This window comes from Listeria sp. MAN/IMW/UF464 (assembly GCF_058683955.1).
Map to the genome: position 1 here is coordinate 1147057 of NZ_JBZWZP010000001.1, position 17250 is coordinate 1164306.

General features: G+C 38.9%; 21 protein-coding genes. 1 reads left to right on the top strand and 20 read right to left on the bottom strand.

Features of this window, described 5'->3' with window-relative positions; translation table 11 throughout:
• Position 1: 1 nt before the first annotated feature.
• The 13 genes from AC4PG0_RS05815 to AC4PG0_RS05875 all read right to left on the bottom strand — a co-directional run bounded on the left by AC4PG0_RS05815 (position 2) and on the right by AC4PG0_RS05875 (position 11549).
• Positions 2-400 (bottom strand): hypothetical protein, encoded by a 399-nt coding sequence (locus tag AC4PG0_RS05815; protein ID WP_003725715.1) that lies wholly within the window; start codon positions 398-400, stop codon positions 2-4.
• A 16-nt stretch (positions 401-416) separates the two neighbouring features.
• On the bottom strand, positions 417-884 hold the full coding sequence (locus AC4PG0_RS05820) for a PTS sugar transporter subunit IIA (protein ID WP_010990452.1): 468 nt from the start codon (positions 882-884) through the stop codon (positions 417-419).
• 27 nt (positions 885-911) lie between these two features.
• Entirely contained in the window at positions 912-1514 is a 603-nt protein-coding gene (locus tag AC4PG0_RS05825) for a KpsF/GutQ family sugar-phosphate isomerase (RefSeq protein WP_003760572.1), read from the bottom strand.
• 3 nt (positions 1515-1517) lie between these two features.
• Positions 1518-3578, bottom strand: a complete 2061-nt coding sequence (locus AC4PG0_RS05830) for a BglG family transcription antiterminator (RefSeq protein WP_149050704.1) — start codon at positions 3576-3578, stop codon at positions 1518-1520.
• A gap of 108 nt (positions 3579-3686) precedes the next feature.
• Positions 3687-4337 carry a transaldolase family protein gene (locus tag AC4PG0_RS05835; protein ID WP_492167349.1) on the bottom strand — a complete coding sequence of 217 codons (651 nt, stop codon included), beginning with the start codon at positions 4335-4337 and terminating at the stop codon, positions 3687-3689.
• 6 nt (positions 4338-4343) lie between these two features.
• Complete coding sequence (locus AC4PG0_RS05840) at positions 4344-5012, bottom strand: ribulose-phosphate 3-epimerase (protein ID WP_492167348.1); 669 nt, start codon at positions 5010-5012, stop codon at positions 4344-4346.
• On the bottom strand, positions 5009-5458 hold the full coding sequence (gene rpiB / locus AC4PG0_RS05845) for a ribose 5-phosphate isomerase B (RefSeq protein WP_492167347.1): 450 nt from the start codon (positions 5456-5458) through the stop codon (positions 5009-5011). The genes AC4PG0_RS05840 and rpiB overlap by 4 nt, the downstream gene beginning before the upstream one ends.
• 163 nt (positions 5459-5621) lie before the next feature.
• Positions 5622-5846, bottom strand: coding sequence for a DUF896 domain-containing protein (locus tag AC4PG0_RS05850; protein ID WP_003721282.1), 225 nt, complete (start codon positions 5844-5846; stop codon positions 5622-5624).
• 74 nt (positions 5847-5920) lie between these two features.
• Entirely contained in the window at positions 5921-6880 is a 960-nt protein-coding gene (locus tag AC4PG0_RS05855; protein WP_187984000.1) for a DMT family transporter, read from the bottom strand.
• A gap of 185 nt (positions 6881-7065) precedes the next feature.
• Complete coding sequence (locus tag AC4PG0_RS05860; protein ID WP_008946924.1) at positions 7066-7659, bottom strand: SGNH/GDSL hydrolase family protein; 594 nt, start codon at positions 7657-7659, stop codon at positions 7066-7068.
• Between the two features lie 96 nt (positions 7660-7755).
• A complete protein-coding gene (gene aroD, locus AC4PG0_RS05865) occupies positions 7756-8514 on the bottom strand; it encodes a type I 3-dehydroquinate dehydratase (protein ID WP_185539319.1) in 759 nt (252 codons plus the stop codon).
• Between the two features lie 65 nt (positions 8515-8579).
• Positions 8580-9455, bottom strand: coding sequence for a shikimate dehydrogenase (locus AC4PG0_RS05870; protein ID WP_003770572.1), 876 nt, complete (start codon positions 9453-9455; stop codon positions 8580-8582).
• Positions 9456-9554: 99 nt separating this feature from the next.
• Positions 9555-11549 carry an NAD(P)/FAD-dependent oxidoreductase gene (locus AC4PG0_RS05875; RefSeq protein ID WP_270908020.1) on the bottom strand — a complete coding sequence of 665 codons (1995 nt, stop codon included), beginning with the start codon at positions 11547-11549 and terminating at the stop codon, positions 9555-9557.
• A gap of 197 nt (positions 11550-11746) precedes the next feature.
• Between AC4PG0_RS05875 and AC4PG0_RS05880 the strand changes: the two genes are divergently transcribed.
• Entirely contained in the window at positions 11747-12640 is an 894-nt protein-coding gene (locus AC4PG0_RS05880) for a LysR family transcriptional regulator (protein ID WP_492167346.1), read from the top strand.
• 37 nt (positions 12641-12677) lie between these two features.
• Here the strand turns inward: AC4PG0_RS05880 and AC4PG0_RS05885 are convergent, their stop codons facing one another.
• The 7 genes from AC4PG0_RS05885 to rlmN form a co-directional block, all read right to left on the bottom strand.
• Positions 12678-13406: an NUDIX domain-containing protein gene (locus AC4PG0_RS05885; RefSeq protein WP_492167345.1), complete on the bottom strand. Its 729-nt coding sequence runs from the start codon at positions 13404-13406 to the stop codon at positions 12678-12680.
• A gap of 91 nt (positions 13407-13497) precedes the next feature.
• Positions 13498-13668: a 50S ribosomal protein L32 gene (gene rpmF / locus AC4PG0_RS05890; protein WP_003718584.1), complete on the bottom strand. Its 171-nt coding sequence runs from the start codon at positions 13666-13668 to the stop codon at positions 13498-13500.
• 64 nt (positions 13669-13732) lie between these two features.
• Entirely contained in the window at positions 13733-14308 is a 576-nt protein-coding gene (locus tag AC4PG0_RS05895; RefSeq protein ID WP_003770564.1) for a nitroreductase family protein, read from the bottom strand.
• 168 nt (positions 14309-14476) lie between these two features.
• A complete protein-coding gene (gene isdG / locus AC4PG0_RS05900) occupies positions 14477-14842 on the bottom strand; it encodes a heme oxygenase IsdG (protein WP_003721271.1) in 366 nt (121 codons plus the stop codon).
• Between the two features lie 85 nt (positions 14843-14927).
• Positions 14928-15473, bottom strand: a complete 546-nt coding sequence (locus AC4PG0_RS05905) for a VanZ family protein (RefSeq protein ID WP_010990443.1) — start codon at positions 15471-15473, stop codon at positions 14928-14930.
• 80 nt (positions 15474-15553) lie between these two features.
• Complete coding sequence (locus AC4PG0_RS05910; RefSeq protein ID WP_492167344.1) at positions 15554-16033, bottom strand: GyrI-like domain-containing protein; 480 nt, start codon at positions 16031-16033, stop codon at positions 15554-15556.
• A gap of 89 nt (positions 16034-16122) precedes the next feature.
• On the bottom strand, positions 16123-17226 hold the full coding sequence (gene rlmN, locus AC4PG0_RS05915; protein WP_003725208.1) for a dual-specificity RNA methyltransferase RlmN: 1104 nt from the start codon (positions 17224-17226) through the stop codon (positions 16123-16125).
• Between the last annotated feature and the right edge of the window lie 24 nt (positions 17227-17250).

Consider the following 17250-nt stretch of genomic DNA (forward strand, 5'->3'; position numbering starts at 1 on the left):
CTCAAGATTGAATTTCTATGATTTTTTGTAACTTTTCTTTGTCACTTAGTTTTAATTTTTGCTGACTAAAATGGAGTAATTTAGTTGATTCTGGTGCATTTCGGGCTGATTTTACCCAAAATTCATTTCGACTTGGCACGAGAATGTACCACGGTAGAGCTTTTTTCTCTGTTTGCCACGCTGCATATAATTCGTCCAGCTCCCACGTTTTCATTTCTGCTAACTGATTCATTTTTTTCGGTAAGTAGTATGCGAGTGTCCACTTGGCGTATAAAATGGTGGTGGCGTAAATCATTACTACGAACATGAAAATTAACATATTATCTTCAATTAAGTTAACGACAAATCTACCTGGACTTCCTATTAGCCAGTCTACAAAACTTGCAAAAAAACTCCCCATTTATTCCCGACCTCCCTTAATTATTCTTAGAAAAATGTTCTATTGCGGAAAGAACATCTCCCGTCTCTTGCGCTTTAAGTAAGGTCGTCATCACCTCCTCGTCTTGAATAAGTTGAATAAGTGTTTGCAGCATATCTAGTTGTTCGTCAGCACTCCTCAGCGCCATCATAAAGACGATTCTCACATCGATTGCTTCGTTATCAGAGGCCATTTCAATAAAAGAAACTGGTTCCTTAAGTATCCGCACAGCAATTACTGGACGAATGACGTGTTCGCTATCTGTATGTGGAATGGCGACTCCAGCATGAGCGGTTAGTAATCCCGTTGGAAAAACTTTTTCCCGTTTAATTACGGCGTCTTTGAAACTTGGCTTTACAGCGCCTACTTCACACAACTGTTCAGCCATTTCCGTAAGTAATTTTTCTTTATTTTGTTCGTTTGAAAAGCGAACCATTTCTTCTTTAAAATATTCTAATACATCCAAATTGCATCCCTCCGACTGGCTGCTTGTTTATTTATTTAATAATTTGTTTCCAACGGCACCACCAGGATGGATGACGGAAAACTGCTCTTTTGTGTAATTCATATAGGTCATTAAGCAAACAATTATTGCATCAAAGCTTGCAATAACAGCCATTGTACTTGCCGTTGCTAACATATTAAAAGGATCTGGTTCTTTCTTTACACTTACTGGGAAAAAGATATCTGCTTCGTTGGCGATAACAGATTCTGGGTTTTCTGTTACACCAATCAATGTACTCCCTTTTGTTTTACAAGCAGGAATTAAATTAAGTAATTCGCCTGTATTCCCACCTTTTGAAATGAGAATCAATATATCTTCTTTTTGAAGTACACCAAGAGTTCCATGCACAGCATCTGATGGGGTTAAAAAGACTGCTGGACGTTCGATACAGTTGAAAGAGTGTACTAATTTTTTCGCAGCGACGCCGGATGTTCCACAACCAGCTACGACAATTTTTCCTGTGCACTCGGCGATTGTTTCAACCGTTTTAACGAGAGCCTCTTCACTCGTTACTTCCGGCAAACGAGAAATTGCATTTGCTTCTTCTTGCCATGTTTGGTGAATATTATCTAAAATAGCTTGTTTATCCAAAATTTATTCATCCTCTCTAATTACTAATTGGTTGATTGTTTGCATGATTTTTTCTTTCGTTACATTTTCGAGCAAATCATCTAAAATTTGGTGATTCTCTGCTAAATGAACGATTTGGTAAAGAGCTTCAATGTGTTGCTCTTTATCCACGGGCGCGATGACTATTACGAAATGAACTTGTTCTGTTTCTGAAAAATATACACCATTTTTCACGACTAAAAGAGACATAGCGAGTCGATTTACCCCTGCATTAGGCATTGCGTGTGGAATGGCAATATCTTCACCGATAATAATGTACGGATCGTGGAATTTATGGTTATCAATCATGGTCTTTACATAGTTCGCTGTAATTGCTTGTTGCAGTAACAGCGGCTGACTCGCTAGACGAATCGATTCTTGATAGTTTTTAACATCCTCACAAATCATGATGTTATCTTCGGTGATTAAATCATGTAAATAGACTTTTTTCACACGTTTATTTTCATTTGTAGCTGTATTCGCTGACAAAATATCAATGATTCCATCTCGTATTGCATTCGGATCATTTATATCGGCGTTACGTTCTACGACTTCCATGATTTTATCAATGTTTGTGAGCTGGTTTCCCATCCCGAAAAGATTTTGCAGCACTTGTTGCCTTAGTTGTGTTTTTTCAATATCGTTCATAAATGGTTGAACAACAAAGACATTTTCGCCATCTTTTAACGGAATAGATGAAAAAACAATATCAACTTCTGCTTTGAAAAAGGCGTATTCACGAACAGATATAGTTGGATAAAAATGAATTTCCGGGAATAGTTTTACTAAAATATTTTCCATAATTTTTGAAAAAGTAACCCCGCTCGGGCAAAGAACAATCGCGCGTTTTTGTTTATGATAAATATCATTTTGCGGAATCATATCGCTGCCAATGAATAACGAAATGAAGAATATTTCACCTGCCGGAATTTCGCGACCAATAAATTTCGCAAGTGGGTCAAAAGCTTCTTTAACAATAAAGTTAAGCGCCTCGAATTCTTGATTGAATTTTTCATAAAGTGTATCTTCTAAGTTCATTTGGTATTTAATCCGGTAATAGGCTGGTTTTAGATGTAAGAGTAATTTTTCAATTAAGATATGTTTGTTTTTAAGTGAAACAAGTGCTTTTTTCTCGAATAGGTCTAAGCATGTGAGGACAACTTTTTCCAAGTCTTCTGTTAATTTTTCAGTTAAAATTTCGCCGGAAAAAATGTTTGTTGTAAGAAGTTGTAATGTGATGAAAAGTCGCTCTTGTTCTGGAACTGGGCCAGTTTTTTCGAGCAAAATATCGGTAATGTGGTATTCTCTCGTGTCTGAAAGTGATTTTTCGTCAATATGAAATGCAGTATCGATTAAACGCCGGTCTCTGATTCTTAAGAACATCACGGATAGCAAATAGGGTAGTAATTCGATTTGTTCATAGGTGAATTTTATTTGCATCATCGCTTCTGCTTCTTCGAGTGTGCGGCGAATTTCCATAAGTTGGACTTTTTCAATTCCTGAATACGATAGGAAATAGTGTTCTCCTCGAAACATCTCTTTAACGCTACTAACAACTTGTGTCAGAACCTTGCGCAGTTCCCACTCACTGCCTGCCAACTGATAACCCGATGCTCTGCTATAAGTGACCGTTGTTTCTTTAGGAAGTAATTTTTGCGCTACTTTTAAATCACGAAGAATGGTGTTTTTGCTTACTTGAATCTTCGTTGTAAAATGGGCGAGGGATAGTTCTTCTTTTGCTGTTAAAAGCATCAGCAAAATTAAATTGGCACGTTCATTTTCGGAAGGTAAGTATTCTACGCTTGGATCTCGAGTTTCTTTCTCAGAAAATAGCGCTGTAAGCTCTGGTTCTAATATAAATCTGCCGTTTTTGGAACGCTTTACTTCTGGATAATTTTTCCACTTGAGCCATTCGTTTACTTTCTGAAAACTATAGCTGATTTGGTAACGCGATAATTTATACTTTACTTCGAGTTGTTTATTTGTAATGTTCGGATTTTTTATGACTTCTTGAAATAGTGTTTTACTTCTGTTATCCAGATACATGCGTCTCCCCCCTTTGATAGCCTAATTATAGCATAGGGTTTGGCGCTTAAGAATGCGCTTTCATCACAAGTTTTCTCCACACACTTCCACAACATGAGAAGGAGATTGTTAATTTTCGTACAATGTAGCATCTTTATTAAAGACACGAATTGCTTCTAATGCTAACACTTTGTTGGTCATTTGCGAATAAATTTCATAAGGAATGGTTACAGTATCTGCGCCACTTTCATAAGCTTGCATTACTTGCCCGCTATGTTTAAAGCTCGCTGCCATAATTTGTGTTTTAAGTGCCTTTGTATCAAAAAAGTGACGCATTCCAGCAATTTCTTTAAAAGGATCGATGTTCGCTGCGCTCATCCTATTCACATATGGGGCAACAAAATCTGCACCAGCCAAGGCAGCCGCGATTGCTTGATCAGCCGAATAAATAGCAGTTCCTAAGATTTGAATGGTTTTATCCTCTTTTTTGAGTGTATCGATCACGTTAATACCAGCCTCATGTGCCGGAATCTTAATAGCTATTTGTTCTTTTCCAAACGTAGCTAGTAACATGCGCGCATCTGCCAAAATTTCCTCATAGCTAAAACCAACTGTCTGTACAAAAACTTGTTTATCCGTAAGTTCTAAAATACGATTAATCGCTGTTTGTCGATTGCATTTTTCTTTTACTAAAATGGTTGGGTTCGTAGTAATTCCTTTAAAAATGGAGCTGGTTTGAATTTTTTTCACGTCTTCTAAATTAGCTGAATCTAAATGCATTTTCCCTCACCTTTCTTGGATAATTTCTCTGAATGGCGCCAGTTTTTCTGTATAACTACCTGCCTTGTCGTTAAATAATGCGGCTGTTCCAACGACATAGACATCTGCGCCAATTGGTTCAAGCAACCGGACTGTTTCTTCAAAAATGTTGCCATCTACTTCAATTAATGGTTTATTGGTGTGGCTTTCAAGCTCTTTTTGAAGTTTTTTGATTTTTTCTAGTACATGATGCTGGAATTTTTGCCCGGCGAATCCTGGGTTAACGGTCATCATTAAAACCATATCGACTTTCTCTAAAAATGGATAAATCTGTTCAATTTCTGTATCCGGGCTGATTGCGATGGACGGTTTGATTCCTAGCTCCCGAATGTGGTTTATAGTCGCATCGACATCAGGTGAAGCTTCTACGTGGAAGGACATATAAGCTGGCTTTATCGCCGCATACAAATCCACAAATTTATCAGGATTCACTGTAGCTAAATGAATATCAAGCAACATATCTGTATTGTTTTTTATATCTTGAAGGACATAGGCGCCCATCGCTGCATTTTTTACAAACACACCATCCATCACATCACAATGGAGCATCTTTACGTTTGCTTGTTCGAGGGCGCGGAGTTCGTCAGCGAGATGAAGCGAGTCTGCGCACATAATGGAAGCCGCAATCATTTTCATTCAACTCCCTCCTGTTCCTCAAGCTCTGCCAATTTTTCAAGCCTTGATAAATGTCTACCACCTTCAAATTCCGCCGCAAGCCACGTATCAAGTATGAGTAACGCCAGACTATCGCCAAGAACACGTTCACCAAGACAAAGAACATTACTGTTATTATGTCGCCTAGTCATCATCGCTGAAAAAGTGTCTGAAACGACAGCAGCACGCACGCCTTTTATTTTGTTGGCTGCGATCGACATCCCAATTCCTGTTCCGCAACAGAGTACACCTAAACTATTTTCGGTTGCAACGAAGTGCCCTACTTTAGCGGCGTACTCTGGAAAATCCACGCTTTCGACTGAATAACAACCAAAATCTTTCACCTTGTAGCCGCTTTCAATTAAATGTGCACGAATTTTTTCTTTTAACTGAAATCCGCCATGATCAGCTGCAATTGCAATTTCCATGTTATCCTCTCCTTTCTCATTTTGATTGTAGCACCAGTACTTCCGAAAATGTTAAACTGTTCGTCACCATTTTTCTCTACTCGACTCCGCAAGATGGTAAATTAGCTCTGTCAACAAAAAAAGGCTGAAAAAGCAATGAGCTCTTTCAACCTTTTGATTTATATCAGCCTCTTAATTCGGCTTGGATTTCTTTTAGTTTTTTAGGAGTTACATCGTCTCCAAGTGGATCAATGATTGTTACGTGATGCAAATTATCTTGAACAGTTCCTCTAATTTTCTTCAAATATTCTTGACGAAGGGCAGCTTGTCTTTCTTTTTCAAAAGCAGTTAATCCTTCACTTTTTTGTTTTGCAGCAAGTTCATTAATATTTTTTAATAACAATTTCATGCTATCCCTCCTATCATTATCGAGTTACTTTTAATAAGTAACTAACCAAATTATAATATAAAGGTCAATAAAAGTCAAACTTCTTTTTCGAGCAGTTTTTCAGGATCGCGTACTTTTGTTTTTTTGCGTTCATAAATAAGATCCATTAATGCGCCGGAACCAAGCAGGACGCCAATAATGATAAAAACGAATCCAACTAGTTGTGGGATTTTAATAGCTTCTCCAAGGAAAAGTAATGCGCCAATAAGCGAAAATAATGGATTAAAATTCATAAAAATAGCCGAGCGTGACGGACCAATTTTCCCAACCGCATAATTATAAACGAAATTACCAAAGGCCGTTGCGACCACAGCTGAAACGACAAACAAGAGCCATAGCTTCCACGAATGAACGGCCACTAATTCTGACACGCCCCCCGGCTCCATGAAGCGACTTAAAACAAACAACATAACCGAACCAAGAAATAACATATATCCCGTCATCAGACCCGTATCCATTGATCCAGCGAGCTTTTTAATAATAATAAAACTAAATGCTTGGGAAGCCATCGCGATAAAGATGTCGATATCTCCAAGTGAAATCCCGCTAATTCCCGTCCCATTAGAAAGAACAACCAAACTCACGCCAAAAATCCCTGCTAAAAAGCCGAGCGCACGCCATGCTCCAATTCGTTCATGGAGAAAAACCACAGAAAAAATCGCTACCACAATCGGCGCAGAACCAAGAATAAGTCCTGCATTCGTCCCAGTCGTTAGCTTCAACCCGTTCGACAAGAAAAAATGATGAATAACAATATTAAAAATACTCGCGAGAAAAATTAAACCAAATTCCCGTTTTGTAGGCAGACGTAATTTTTTTGTGATAAATAAAATAATAATAACGGTTATAGCTGCGGTGAAAATCCGAAAAGATGTCATCGTAACAGTCGGAAAATAGCTAACTAACACTTTCGTCATCGTGACATTAAACCCCCAACTCGCCATCACTGCAATTAATAAAAAATAAAGTCCTATTGGTGCTTTCTCCTTCTGCAAAACAAACACTCCTTTTTTATAGAAAAATGCCCCTTAAATTACTTTAAGGGGCATTTCATAGCGTCATCTTCCGCAGCCTTCCACAAAGCTATAACGCGGAAAATGGGGCAGTGATACTTAAGTCACTGCTTGTAGGCTCATCGCATAGACCCAACTATAGCATGGATAATTTTTTCTGTAAAGCGTTATTTTGTAAACTCTAGCCAAGTAGAAGCAATTGCTTCATGTCCTGCTTTGGTCGGGTGCACGCCGTCCTCAGCTAAAAAGGTCGGCCCATGTTTGATAGCGAGCGCATTCATTAGCCCATCAAGCGGAATAAGCGTCGCACCAAATTCTGCCGCAAGTTCGCGTACAGCTCCAATTTTCGGATCTAAATCGCCGCGCCACTCTTTCCGGTCTTCCGGATATGGTAATACAAACGGCTCCATCAAAATCAGTTCCGCATTTGTCTCCGTTTTAATTCGGTTCAAAATCACGCGATACACTTCTTTAAACGCCGTCACAGAAGTATCTTCCCATCTGCTAAAACTAAACCACGTATCATTTATCCCAATCATAATCGTAACTACATCTGGTTGAAGTGAAATCGCATCCGCCTCAATACGACGATGCAAATCCGCCACCCGGTTCGCACTAACGCCACGATTTATAACCGTTACATCTTCTTTCTCAAGCTGTTCTGCAATCATTTTCACATAACCATGTCCTAATTCGCGGTCATTTTCAAAATCGCGCCCTGCATCTGTCACACTATCACCTAAAAAAAGTAACTTCTTCATTTAGTTCCGTCTCCTTTAAAATTCCTGATGCCTTATTATAACAAAAAAACCTTAAACTTAGACAATTAATCTAAATTTAAGGTTTTTCGAACTTCATTAAAATTGTTTATGCAGTAAATCAAGGACATGACGTAACTCATTAACATCAATTTGACCAGGAGCGGATGCTTTTTTCGCAGCACCAAATGTCATTGCGGAGCCAAATACTTCGCCAGCAAGACGACTGATGACACCAGTTCCCGCCATCGACATCGTAATGATTGGTTGATTAGCTTTTTCAGATACGGTATTCGTTGCATCTAATAAAGTTAGTACGTCTCCAGCAGATTTTGGCATAACAGCGATTTTCGGAAGGTCCGCGCCGAGTGCTTCCATGCGAGTTAAGCGAGAAACAATTTCTTCCTTCGCAGGTGTTTTATCAAAATCATGGTTCGACATCACTACTTTTACATTGTTTTTGTGGGCTGTTTCAATTAAACGTAAAACATCCACTTCTTCATTGAAAAGTTCCACGTCAACTAAATCAATTTTGCCAGTGCCAGCTAGTGTTTCATTTAATTCAAAATAAAATTCATCACTAACAGCTAACTCGCCGCCTTCTTTTGCACTGCGGAAAGTGAATAAAATCGGTGTTTCTGGCAAAATTGCGCGAATCTCATCTAGCGCAGCTTCCACTTTAACTAAATCTTTTACGTCTTCATAAAAGTCAACGCGCCATTCGACAACGTCCAAATCGATTGTTTTTAACATTTCTGCTTCTTCTTTAAGAGCAGCAACCGTTTTACCGACCATTGGTACACAAATTTTTGGCGCACCTTCACCAAACGTAACATTCTTTACGACTACTTTATTCATGTATAATTCTCCTCATTCGATATTATGTCTTAAGATTAGCGATAACCTTGTTCTTTTGCAAGTTTTTAAAATAGGATTTCTTTAATGTAATCAACTGGCATTTCTTTGTGTGTCCAAATTTCGAAAGCTTTCGCACCTTGCCAAAGCATCATGCCTAGACCATTAAGTGTTTGACAGCCTTGTTCTTCAGCGATTTCCAGCAATCTTGTTTTAGTTGGTTTGTAAACAACATCCGAAACGATTAATTCTGGACGAAGCATATCTGCACTTGGTAGAAGTGTTTCACCTTCGAAAGGTTTCATCCCAACGCCAGTCGCATTCGTGAAAATCACACTTTCTGCGATTTCTTTACGTAGTTGTTCATGATCTTCCATATCAAATAATTGTGCTTTACAATTTGTTTTTGTATTGATTTTTTCTACTGTTTTTTCAGCATTGGCATAAAAATCGTCTTTTCTGTTGAAAATCGAGATTTCTTTCACGCCATCAAGAGCTGCTTGGATGCAGATAGCTGTTGCGGCACCACCAGCACCACAAATTGTCATTTTTTTACCGATAATGTCATGACCGGCTTCTTTTAACGCACGCATATAGCCAGTGCCGTCCGTGATGTGTCCAGTTAACACGCCGTCATCATTAACAACTGTGTTTACTGCCCCTACAAGTTCAGCCGCTGGAGAAAGTTTATCTAAGTATTTATGGATATTTGTTTTATTTGGCATAGAAACATTCCAGCCGCGTAAGTTCATTGCGCGAAACCCTTGTACAACATCTTTCAGTTCTTTGTCTCCAACTTCAAAAGCAAGGTATACATAATCAAGCCCTAGTTTTGCAAAAGCTTCATTGTGCATTGTTGGTGATAAACTGTGTCTGATTGGAGTGGCGATTAACCCGATTAATTCTGTGTGTCCTGTAATTCTTTCCGTGATTTTGTTTGTCATAATAACATCGTTCCTTTCCAAATTAAGGTTTATTTGTGAAAATGTGAACTTATATAAAGAGCGAATGTGGCAAGACGGACCCCGCCTTGCCAGTTCGGATTACAAAGAGCCTATTTTTTCTAATGTAGTTAAAATATTTCTTCCTTCGCGAACGCCTTCCAAGATTTTTCTTGTTGCAGCGCTATCGCCAATATTTACGATTTCAATTTGCTTTTCTTTTCCGTAAGCCGCAAGTTCTTCCATAAGCGGGCGTTCTGGTCGCATTCCTAGGCAGACAAAGCCGTAATCAAATGGAATCTCGGCGTCTACTCCGTCATGCTTCACTTTGAAATGATCGGCTGCTACTTCTGTTAATGCCGTTTCTGTTTGCACATCGACGTGGTTTTTCTCAATAATATCCATCATCGAAAGTCGTGTAATCATATCCAAGTCTTTTCCAAGGATTGGCATCATTTCTACAATTGTAACATCCGAACCACGTTCTGAGAAGTACTCGACCACATCAAGACCAACTGCACCACCGCCGATAACTGCGACTTTCTTGTTACTAAATTCGGTAAAGTCATCGATATTCGAAATAAGTCCGAAAATCGAATGAACCTTACTGCCTTCTTTGTCAATCACGTCGAGCAAACCTTTAATTGGTGGAAGTAATGGTTTGGATCCTGTGGCATTTACAACCACATCAGGATTAAATGTATCAATAAGCGCAGTATCAGCTTTAGTGCCTGTAATAACTTTTAAATTGGTTAATTTTTCTGCTCGGTTCGCTAAATAATTAGGGAAATCGGCAATTCTACTTTTATCTGGAAGGTTGGCAATAGCTCGCGCCAAGCCACCAGTTTGTTCATTCGCTTCAATTAGCGTTGTGTTACAGCCAACTTCGGCCGCCGTACAAGCTGCTTCAAGTCCTGCTGTTCCGCCGCCAATTACGACAACATTGGTAGGACGAGTTACTTTTGTTTCTTTGTATTTATCTTCATGAATAATATCTGGATTTACGGTACAACGGATTGGCTTCGACTTCGAAATCCGATGATCCGCGCAACCGATATTACAAGAAATACATTTTCGAAGCATGTCTTCTTGACCAGTTGCCACTTTGTTCACCCAGTTAGGCTCAGCGATTAAGCCACGTCCCATTGCAAGCAAGTCCGCGTATCCCTCTGACAAAATTTTCTCTGCCGCTTTTGGACTACGAATGTTACCAGAAGTAATCGTTGGTTTGTTAAATTTATCTTTCACCGCTTTTGCAAGGTAGCTTCTCCAGCCATCTTCCAAGTTCATTTGGTCAATTTGCAAGTATAAGTTATCGTTAATTGCCGCTGATACGTTCAAAATATCCGCTTCTTCTTGGCAATAATCTAACAGCTCCAAAATATCTTCTAAATGGTTGCCGCCTTCCGTAAATTCATCTGCACTAAAACGCAGCACGATAGGGAAAAACGGACCAACTTCCGCGCGAACTTTTTCCAAGATTAATTTGACGATACGGGCGCGATTTTCAGGCGAGCCACCAAATTCATCTGTACGTTTGTTATAAAGTGGTGATAAGAATTGGCATAGTAAGTACGAGTGTCCGCCGTGGATTTCGACTGCATCGAAGCCGGCTTGTTGGGCGCGTCTTGCAGCATCACCATATTTATTTACGATTTCATAAATTTCTTCTACTGTAAGCGGGCGTGGCACAGTTCCGCCTTTTTTAGATGGAATATCAGATGCGGAAACTGGTTGAAGTCCGTTTAAACGAGCTGGATAAGCTGATGCCCCAGCATGGTTAATTTGGATGGATACACAAGTTCCGTGTTTATGAAGACGTTCTGTTAATTTGTAAAATCCAGGAATGTATTGGTCATTATCAATTCTAAGTTGCGTTGTTCCATTTGTACCATAAGGGAAATCTACACAAGCGTTTTCAATAGTGATTAGACCTGTTCCACCTTTTGCGCGTTGTTCGTAATAATTCATATGTTCTTCTAAAAATTCGCCATTTATTCCAGCTAGGTTTGTCCCCATTGGTGGCATTATCACACGGTTTTTAATGGTCATTCGTTTTACAGTTAATGGTTCAAAAATACTCGGATAATCTGTCATAATAAGCCTCCTGCGACTATAATCTCAGCAAATGATTTGTTACATTATTCACGTTCAATAATGCACAATCTTATTTCTCTTTCATTATAAGTCAGGAATAATTATTAATCTAATGTATATTTTTCGATTTATTCATAGATTTTTTCTATATAATCGCTTACAATAGAGTTATCAAGGCATTTCAAGGAGGTAGTTTCATGAATTTGCGTCAATTATACTATTTTAAAAAGCTGGCTGAAAAAGAGCATTACACTATTGCAGCTGCCGAATTATCCATTACCCAGCCTAGCTTAAGCCATTCTATCGCAGAACTTGAGCGCGAACTTGGTGTCTACTTATTTGAAAAACAAGGCCGCAATATTCGTTTAACTAAATACGGTCGCTTTTATTTAACTTATGTGGAAAAATCCCTCGCCGAACTAGAAAAAGGCGAAAAACTTTTACACGAATTAACGAGCCCATCGCACGGAAATATTGATTTAGGCTTTATCTACACAATGGGCGCACACACAGTTCCAGAACTTGTCCAAAATTTCACCAAAACTGAAAATCACAAAGATATCACTTTTTCCTTTTACCAAGGCGCGACAAAATCAATTATTCCTGATTTAAAAAATGAAAAATTTGACCTAGCAATCTGTTCCTACGTCGAAAATGAACCCGATATTGAATTTTTGCCATTAACGAAACAAGAACTGGTGATTGTGGTTGCTGAAAACCATCCACTCGCCAAATATGATTCAATCGATTTAAAAGATACCGCAGATTATTCGTATATCTTCTTTTCTGACACAAGTGGCCTCAGACCTCTCATCGATTCTCTTTTTACTGAAATAAATATTCAACCTAAAATCGGCTGTTATGTAGAGGAAGATAACGCAATGGTTGGCCTTGTGAGTGTTGATTACGGTATTTCTATCATGCCAAAAATCTCCTCTCTCGCGCATTATAACGTCAAAGTACTCTCTATCAATGAGCCAAAACATGAGCGTTTCATTTACTTAGCAAGCTTGAAAAATCACTACATTTCACCCGCATCCAAAGCTTTTAAAGATTTCGCATTACGCTACGGCGAAAAACATTTCCTATAAAAGAAGGAGCCAACCAAATCGGTGGCTCCTTTTCTATTTAAAAATAAATACTTCCCGCTTCAGCATCTGCGTTAAATCTGTACAGATCGCCCACTTTTTCTAAATACGGTAGATACTCGATATTCTCCATAAACTCTACCTCATCCGGTAAAATTCCCGGCTTCGTGCAGCCATCCAACGTTTGGTAAAGTAGCTCTGCTGAAAAAGTTTCCGGCAAGAAATCGCGAATCGCCGTTGTCAGTAAAAATTCTTCTGTAATTGCGCTGAATGCTTTTTTGAGCATGTCTAAATGGTCAAAAGCAAGTGGCAATTCGAGCGCTTCTGTCATTGGAAAAAGCCCGATTTCGGCTGCATCATCGCCAGCCGCTCGTTTTTCCAAAGCTTCCGGTGGCACAATTGCGTAAAATGCCCGTGAAATAATCCAACCACGCGGATCACGACCAGGCTTATCAAAGACACCAAACGGAATCAACGGAATATCTGTCAAACTTGTTTCTTCTTCTAGTTCACGCTCGGCAGCTTGGTCCGCAGATTCATTTTCATCCACAAATCCGCCCGGAACCGCCCATTTTCCGCCTTCCATATTTGGTTTTCCTTCCGCGTTTGTAAAGCTTCGTTTAATTAATAAAATATGTAATGTTGGTTTCCCGTTCAACTCTTTTACTGTAGTTAAAATCATATCGCTCGTATAGCCATCTGGTGTACGAAACTCTTTTGCATTATAATTTTTCAGCGCATCTTCTTTGTTCACAAATTCTTCTGTCATGTCAAAATCAGACTCCTTTTTGTGTATTTAGCTCTTTCCATTATAGTATCACAAAAAAAAGAATTTGTTCCAATCACTGGAACAAATCCTCTTATTTTTCGATAATTGTGCGACCTTTATAAGTGCCGTCTGGTGAGATGCGGTGTGACATACGGTATTCGCCTGTTTCACTATCGCGACTCAAACCTGGTGCTGTTAAGCCTTTATGCGTACGGCGCTTGTTTTTCTTCGCTTTGGACGTACGTCTAGCTGGAACTGCCATCTTGCTCGCCTCCTTATTTCTTACACTTGTACCATTGTAACGCTAATCACACGAAACATCAATCTTACAAATCCGCTAAATCCTTCACCCATTCATTCAAAGGACGGCGCGGTTTTGCTTCAGGAACTTCGGCTAAACTAGTTAAATGCAAAGTTCCGACAATTTTTTGCTCAGAAGGAATACCTAAATCTTCCGCAAACTTCGCATCAAAAATAAATCTATTCGACCGCCAAATCATCCCAATTCCCGCTTCCCAGCCAAGTAATTGAATGTTTTGGATAAATGCACTAGTTGCCCCGATTGATTCGAAATCCTTTTTCCCGTGACCAATAATATTCGTCGTCACAATGAGTAAGTAAGGCGGCGTAATAATTTTCTTCGCATAGCCTGCTTTTAAATCCGCAACCTCTGCTTCAGAAAAACTAACCCCTTGTTCGCGCTCATTAAATTCGATGATTTTCTCGATGTAACGTTCTTTTTCAGCAAGTGTATGCAATACGTATACATTCCACGGCTCTACTTTGCTATGAAAAGGCGCATAGGCAGCTTGCTCTAAAATAGTGTTCACAGTTTCTCTTGAAATTGGCGCATCGTTCGCTTTTTTAATGCTGCGACGTTCCATAATTGTTTTTTCAATCATGTTTAATTCCCCCTTAAATGATAAACGTTATCATTTAGAGAATTATAGCATGATTGGATTGTGGGTTGCTAGTAAAGGGGCTTTTGGAAAGAAAAGCACTGTATTTATTTTCTCATCTGAAAACAAAAAACAAGCCATCTACCTCGAAACGGCTTGTTCACTCACTTCTTATTTTTCAACAATCACAGGGTTTTGCACATGAACCACTTCAAAACGAGCGATTGCATTTCCTACGATGCCTTTGCGGTCTTCTCTTTGTTCTCTAGTGTCTTTTGTTCTGCCGTGTGCTTTTTTGAAGGAATCGCTTTTCACCCAATTGCGTTGGGCTTCTTCGCTTTCCCATTTGCTTGTTACGACTACTTCTTCATAGTCTTTGTCTTCTGGTTTGCTGTGCCATAGTTCAAAGCCTAGGAAACCTTCTACTTCTGCGATATCTTTTGTTGGATGTCCGTCGCCATTTGCGCCTGTGAACTGACGGATAACGTGCTCTGCTGCGCCTTTTTCTACCTTAATCGTATTAGTTACAATAATCATTCTTAAATCCCCCTTGGATAATTGTATTGTATGTATAATAGGCTAGTTCCTTCCATTATATTGATAATGATTCTCAATGTCAATTTTAGGAAACAGGTTTAGGGCGGTTATTATCCGATTTAAATGATGAAAAAATGAGCCAAGCGAGTACATACCCTGAAACGTTTAAAATAACATCATCTATATCAGTAATATTATTCGGATATTGTGTGATTAAATTTAAGATTCCTTGACTAATTTCGATAATTAAAGAAATTCCCAAAGCTAAAACTATATTTTTTAAAACAGAAATATTTTTAAACCGATTAATATAAATAGCAAATGGAACAAGTAGGACTACATTACCTAAAAACTGGATCATTAGGTGTAGATTTGGGATGTTTTTAAGATAAAATAGTATGGTTTGGAAGGGAATTATTTGTAAGTAAGCCTCTAATGGATAGGTTTCTCCGGCAGCTGTTAGATTAAACGGCAATAAAACTACTTCTGTTAAAATAGCCAAGTACGCTACAAACATGTAGGTACCCAAAGTAGATTTTGAAATATTGAATTTTTTAAAGCCTAAGTATACTAGTTCAAAAACAACTACAAATAAGATAGTCATTGGGATTGAGAGTGGAATTGTTGTCATTAAATCACCTCTGTTTATCATGATGTAAAAATAGCACAAAGAACAAATTTGAGTATCCACAAATTTGTTCTTGTTAATGATTATTCTTTTTCAACCACCGGAATCCAAACTTCGGAATAATAATCAACAGCAGTTGTGTCGCCTTCTGTGTAGACTTCTAGTTCTGGAGCATTTCCGTGGTTGTAGTTACTTGTGTGGAACCATTCGCCGTAAATGTATTCCCACACTTTTTGAATGGAGCTTGGTAATGGGCCGACTGATTTGAAGATGGCCCATTTGCTTGCTGGGATGGTTAGTTTTTCCATGTCTTCTGGCGGAGTGAGTTCGGATTCAATCGCGATATAATAGTCCATTTTGTCGCCGTTCATTTGGCAAACGCCTAAAATACCGTCAATTGTTGCGAATTCAGCTAATTCGTTGATTCGTTCAGCATCGCCATTTGCGTTTGCTTCTTGCCAAAATTGGCTGATTTTTTCTTTTTGCGCATCATTTTCAACCGAAAAAATTCGTTTTTTTCCGACAGCTGTAAAAGCATTTCGTTCGACAATTTCTACTTCCATGATTTTTGTCCTCCTTCAATTGCTTTCGGTACCTTAAGTATAAACAAAAACTATCCAATCTCCAAATGGAAACCAGATAGTTTGAATTATTATTCTTCCGCTGCTGCTTGTTTTTGTTTCATCCGTTCGCGCACGCCAACTCGTTTGATTTGCTTACTACGAAGTTGCCCACACGCGGCATCAATATCCGTCCCGTGTTCGCGGCGAATAACGCAATTAATGCCATTTTTCTTCAGTGTATCATAGAAAGCAAGTACGTCTTCTTTTGTACTACGTTCATAATCGATATGCTCGTCCACCGGGTTGTAGGGAATTAAATTAACATAAGCTAAATGACGATGTTCGCCGAGAAGTGCCGCAAGTTCGAGCGCTTCTTTTTTGTGGTCATTTACACCTTTTAGCATAATATATTCAAAAGTGATTCGGCGGTTAGTTTTGTTCACGTAATAATGGATTGCTTCCATCAATTTCTCGATCGAATAGGTTTTGTTAATACGCATAATGCTCGTCCGCAGTTCATTGTTTGGCGCATGAAGGGAAATCGCTAAGTTGACTTGGAAATCTTCATTCGCGAAATCAATAATGCGCGGTGCGAGACCACTTGTTGAAACAGTGATATGGCGCGCGCCGATTGCTAGACCTTTGTCATGATTAATCACACGCAAGAAATCCATCACATTATCGTAATTATCAAACGGCTCCCCGATTCCCATTACAACTACGTGACTCACGCGCTCTTCCAAATTACGTCCATCCAGATAATGCTGTACATTCATAATTTGTTCCACGATTTCACCAGCAGTTAAGTCGCGACTTTTTTTCAAAAGCCCACTCGCACAAAAAGTACAGCCGATATTACAGCCAACTTGGGTCGTTACACAAACCGACAAGCCATATTCTTGCTTCATCATTACGGTTTCAATTAAGTTCCCGTCACTCAGCTTAAATAAATATTTCGTCGTGCCGTCTGTAGATTCTTGTACTACTTGTTCTTCTAAAGTGTTCATTACAAAATTCGCTGTTAAAAGTTCAATTGTTTCTTTTGGAACGTTACTCATTTCTTCAAAAGTTTTGACACGTTTTCTATAAAGCCAGTCCCACACTTGTGTCGCGCGGAATTTCTTTTGACCGTGTGCCTCTAGCCATTCTGTTAATTTTGTCCATGTTAATCCGTAAATGGAGCTCTTTTCCATTGTTCAGCCTCTTTTCAGGTCTTG